The organism is Lacihabitans sp. LS3-19 (genome assembly GCF_024343575.1).
In the GTDB taxonomy this organism is placed as follows: Bacteria; Bacteroidota; Bacteroidia; order Cytophagales; family Spirosomataceae; genus Leadbetterella.
Genome location: NZ_RJUA01000114.1, coordinates 1 through 4,072, shown reverse-complemented (window position 1 = coordinate 4,072; position 4,072 = coordinate 1). Strand labels below are relative to the sequence as shown.

Annotated in this window: 4 protein-coding genes; 2 read left to right on the top strand and 2 right to left on the bottom strand. The window is 36.4% G+C overall.

Features of this window, described 5'->3' with window-relative positions; genetic code table 11:
* A partial coding sequence (locus EGI22_RS17000) for an IS1634 family transposase (RefSeq protein ID WP_255069629.1) occupies positions 1-934 on the bottom strand: 934 nt, incomplete at its 3' end.
* Between the two features lie 246 nt (positions 935-1,180).
* Between EGI22_RS17000 and EGI22_RS16995 the strand changes: the two genes are divergently transcribed.
* Both EGI22_RS16995 and EGI22_RS16990 read left to right on the top strand, forming a co-directional pair.
* Positions 1,181-1,348 (top strand): hypothetical protein, encoded by a 168-nt coding sequence (locus EGI22_RS16995; RefSeq protein ID WP_255069628.1) that lies wholly within the window; start codon positions 1,181-1,183, stop codon positions 1,346-1,348.
* A 412-nt stretch (positions 1,349-1,760) separates the two neighbouring features.
* Positions 1,761-2,843: a tetratricopeptide repeat protein gene (locus EGI22_RS16990; protein ID WP_255069627.1), complete on the top strand. Its 1,083-nt coding sequence runs from the start codon at positions 1,761-1,763 to the stop codon at positions 2,841-2,843.
* A gap of 255 nt (positions 2,844-3,098) precedes the next feature.
* Here EGI22_RS16990 and EGI22_RS16985 read toward each other — a convergent pair.
* Positions 3,099-4,072: IS91 family transposase (locus tag EGI22_RS16985; protein ID WP_255069626.1), on the bottom strand; the 974-nt coding region annotated here is incomplete at its 5' end.

The following is a 4,072-nucleotide window of genomic DNA, read 5'->3' as shown; positions in this document are numbered from 1 at the left end:
ATTGGTGATGATAATTTTTCAGGTCAAGTAGTTGTTTCTGCGTTTTTTGTGGTAAGTTTTTCAATCGCTCACCTATGATAAATTCGTAGCCCTTGCCAGTTGTTATCTCTAAATTATTCTTAGAGAGCATCCCTCTATCAGCTACTACAATAACTTTATCTATCTGATATCTTTTTTTGAGGTCATCCAAAGCTTCTTTAAATGTGTCTCCTTCGTAGGTGTTGCCTTTGAAAACTCGATAGCCGATAGGGTTTTTATGGTGGTCAATCATCATGCAAAAGAGGATTTGGGTTTTACCTATTTTGCCATCTTTTCCAAAACCCATTTGTCGGAGTTCACCTTCTTTCTCTACTTCGCTGGCAAAGTAAAAAGTGGTTACATCGTAAAAGACTACGTCTAAACTTTGGTTGAACAGATCGCGACCAGTTTGGAAGATTTGTTGCTGGATGAGTTCATTGTTTTGAGCCAATTTATCCAAGGCTCGGTAAAGATGATGTAAGGATAGTTCGGGTAGATTTACATATTCTTCTCGGTGCTGAAAGTTACTGAGTTTGCTACAAGGAATTTGAAGACGCTCCAAAAGCATCAAAAAAACACTATCAAATAGGCTGAATTGCAGCTTACTCTTTTTCTGAATACGATCTAATAATGACTTTAAGCCATAATGCTCAAGGGAATAGCCGAATACCTTTTGGTAACCATAATTGTACCGGCCTAATTCCAATAATTCGCCTTCGAGAAGGGCTTTCAAGTCACCACCGCCTAATTCATAAAACTTGATTCCAATGTTACGAAGATCCTCAGGCTTATAATCTTCGACCTTCCCAAGAGAGTACAAAACCTTCGACGTTGGTTTACCATCAGCATTTCGATAACTCTCCAAAATACGTAAATAAGTACCCGATTCTTTCTTTTCAACTTTCAAATAAGCCATAATGCAAAATTACAACCGTAAGGCACTGAAAGTCAATACCTAAAAACCAAATCGGCTCTCTACAAATTTTTGAAAATTAAGCCAAAATCCTGCTCAGGTATTCATCTGAGAGCTTTTTGAAAAAATAGGTGTCAAAGTCAAGGGGTAGCAGGCAAGTTTTAATTGCTAATTTTTTAGTAATATTTCGTTTTCATCAAAAAAAAACTTAAGATAAATTAATCAGCTATAAGTGCAACAGCACGAAAATTGGCAGTGATAGTATGGAATATGGTAACAAAAGGCACCAGATACATAAACCCCGAAGGCTATTTGTTTTTAGACCAAAAAAGAAAACTAGGATTGGTCAAAAGAATTCAAAAACAAATTGATAAATTTGGACTGACTAATGCCGAACTGAACATTACAAGCACTTGATTATCAATACAAAACAAAAACGTTAGTCAGAATCCGACATTTTTGGGTCAAAAAAAGAAAACTTGCTAACGGTAGAAATACCAAAAGCGTAAAAATATTAATCGAATGAAAGCTCGATTTACTAATTGGTGCATGCAGAAATGTTAGCCCGATCAGAATCCTGGAGATGGGAGCATTGTCAAAAGAAAATTGGCGGAGCTTTAAGCTACCCCGTTCACAATATTTATTAATTCCAAAAGCATGCTCCTGATTCGATTATTTTTTAAATTATTTACCAAAATTCAAACTCGTTTGTTTATGGGTAGGGGATTTTTTGTGCCAATAGAAAATATTTTCTATTTTAGACCCTAAATCGTTAGTCACAACACAAAAAAAACTCTCAACATTTATGGACAATACTTAAAAACGATTTATGAAACAACTTCTCATCTATTTATTGACATTAATATCATTATTAACATATGGACAAGAAAAGAGTGAAAAAGTACTTTATGTAGTTGACTCTATTCCGATTTTTCAAGATATTTCGGAAGAAGAAGGAAACTTATCAGAGGACATAGTTGATCATATTGAAGTTGTTACTACAAAATCAAAGTTTGGCGAGTATCAAATATATGATTTCGACAAACTAATTTTTGTATTCACAAAGGAGTATGCTAAACGTCCAGATGAAATAAAAAGGATACCTTCATTTATCAATAAAATGTATAAAAATGAGGACAAATGGTGCTTAAAAGGTTTTTCTACACCATATACAGGAAGGTACATCGACTATTATTTGAATGGAGTGAAAAAAGAAGAAGGATTTATAAAAAAGGGAGTTGACGATGGATTAAGAACATATTACTATAAAGATGGAACAACAAAGCTTTATAGAAACTATTCAAATGGAATGTTAAATGGAGAAACCGGCAAATACTTTGCTAATGGGCAACTTCAATTTAAAGGTCAATTTAAGAATGGCAAGGAAGATGGTTTTTGGACTGAGTGGTATTCTACAGGAGAAGTAAAGTGGGAAACTACTTACAAATCTGGAAAGGCACATTTACCTGATAATGTAATAAAAACAAACTCAATTTTTAAGAAAGGACTTGATTCATTTGACAAAGGGAAATATACTGATGCTGTAAATTACTATAATAAAGCGATTGAACTAAATTCGAAATATAGTGACGTCTATTTTCACAGAAGCAGAGCCTATTTGTACGACTTGAAATTTGATGAAGCACTTGCTGATTGCAATAAATCAATCGAAATAGAACCTTTAAACAAAGATGCATATAGTTTGAGAGCATTTATCCGAATTCGAAAATATGAATTTAAAGATAGTCGCACTTTGACCCAAAATAAAGAAATCTCTGTTTATACTACAAAACAAGAGATAGAAATTCCGGCAGATGATAAAGTTAAAATATGTAGTGACTTAAGGAAAGGCTATGAGCTTGGAGATACAAAACAAATGATAGTTGACGCGATAAAGAAATATTGTGAATAAAAAGTGCAGCCCATAACAACTAAGGCTTCGTTCGGCACAACGTGCCTAGAATGAAGCCAATGTTGAACTTAATCTTTGGTAGTTTTTTCCTTATAAACACCTGATTTTCCGCACCTATGGGGTTTTCGTGATGTTTAGCCTTGCTTTTTGAGAGTGATCTGACACTCTGATATGAAGTTTTGTTTGGATTTGATGTTTTTATCCCATTTCTAGTCTGATTCTATAAATTTTGGGCATACCTACCCTTACCCACGTTCATACCAGAACCGAGCGGTTTAGCTTTTCCCAAATTTCCTTGTAAAACTCTGGAGGCCCTCGCTGGTCAAAGCATAGTATTGTTCGCAAACTGCCCGTTTTGCAACATTTGCAAGGTCTTACTCTTTGAGTTTTCCCTTTGATTTCTGTTTGTTTTTGTCCAAGTTTTTGCTGCAATGCAGGTAATCTGGCTCGTTTCCAAGTGCTGCTCAATATTCCATAATGCCGAATTCTGACAAGTCCTTTAGGAAGAATGTGCTGGCTAAATCGCCTCACAAACTCCTCATGACTTAGTGTCATTTCTTTGATTTGGGCACCCGTTTTGTAGTCTTTGTAGCTGAATGTTATCGTCTTGTCATCAACAATTTTAATCCGATGATTGCTAATGGCTACCTTATGGGTATATCTACCCAGATATTCCACTACCGATTTAGGACTTCCAAACGGACGCTTGGCATACACCACCCAATCTTTCTTGTAAAGAGCATTAAGTAGCGTTTGGGGTACTTTTTCCTTTAGCCTTTGCCTGAGTTCAGCTAGGTATTTTGCTCTGAATACCACACTCATGGCTTTTACAGGAAACAGAAATTTGCCTTTAGAGCGAGCTTTTCGCCAATGTCCTTTGGCATCAACTCCACCACCGGGCACTATGCAATGCAAGTGCGGATGAAGACTCAAATTCTGTCCCCAGGTGTGCAATACGGCTATCATGCCTGCCTGTGCATTGAGATGTTTGGGGTCTTTTGCAAAGACAGCAATAGTTTGCCATGAAGCGGCAAAAAGGGCGTCATAAACCGACTTTGGCTCATACATAACTAAGCCATTTAGCTCACTTGGTAGTGTAAAAACAACATGAAAGTATGGCACGGGTAATAGTTCCGCTTCTCGTGCCAGTATCCACGCTTCCCGTTTCTCGCCCTGACACTTGGGGCAGTGTCGATTTCGACAGGAGTTATAACTTAGGCTAATATTGC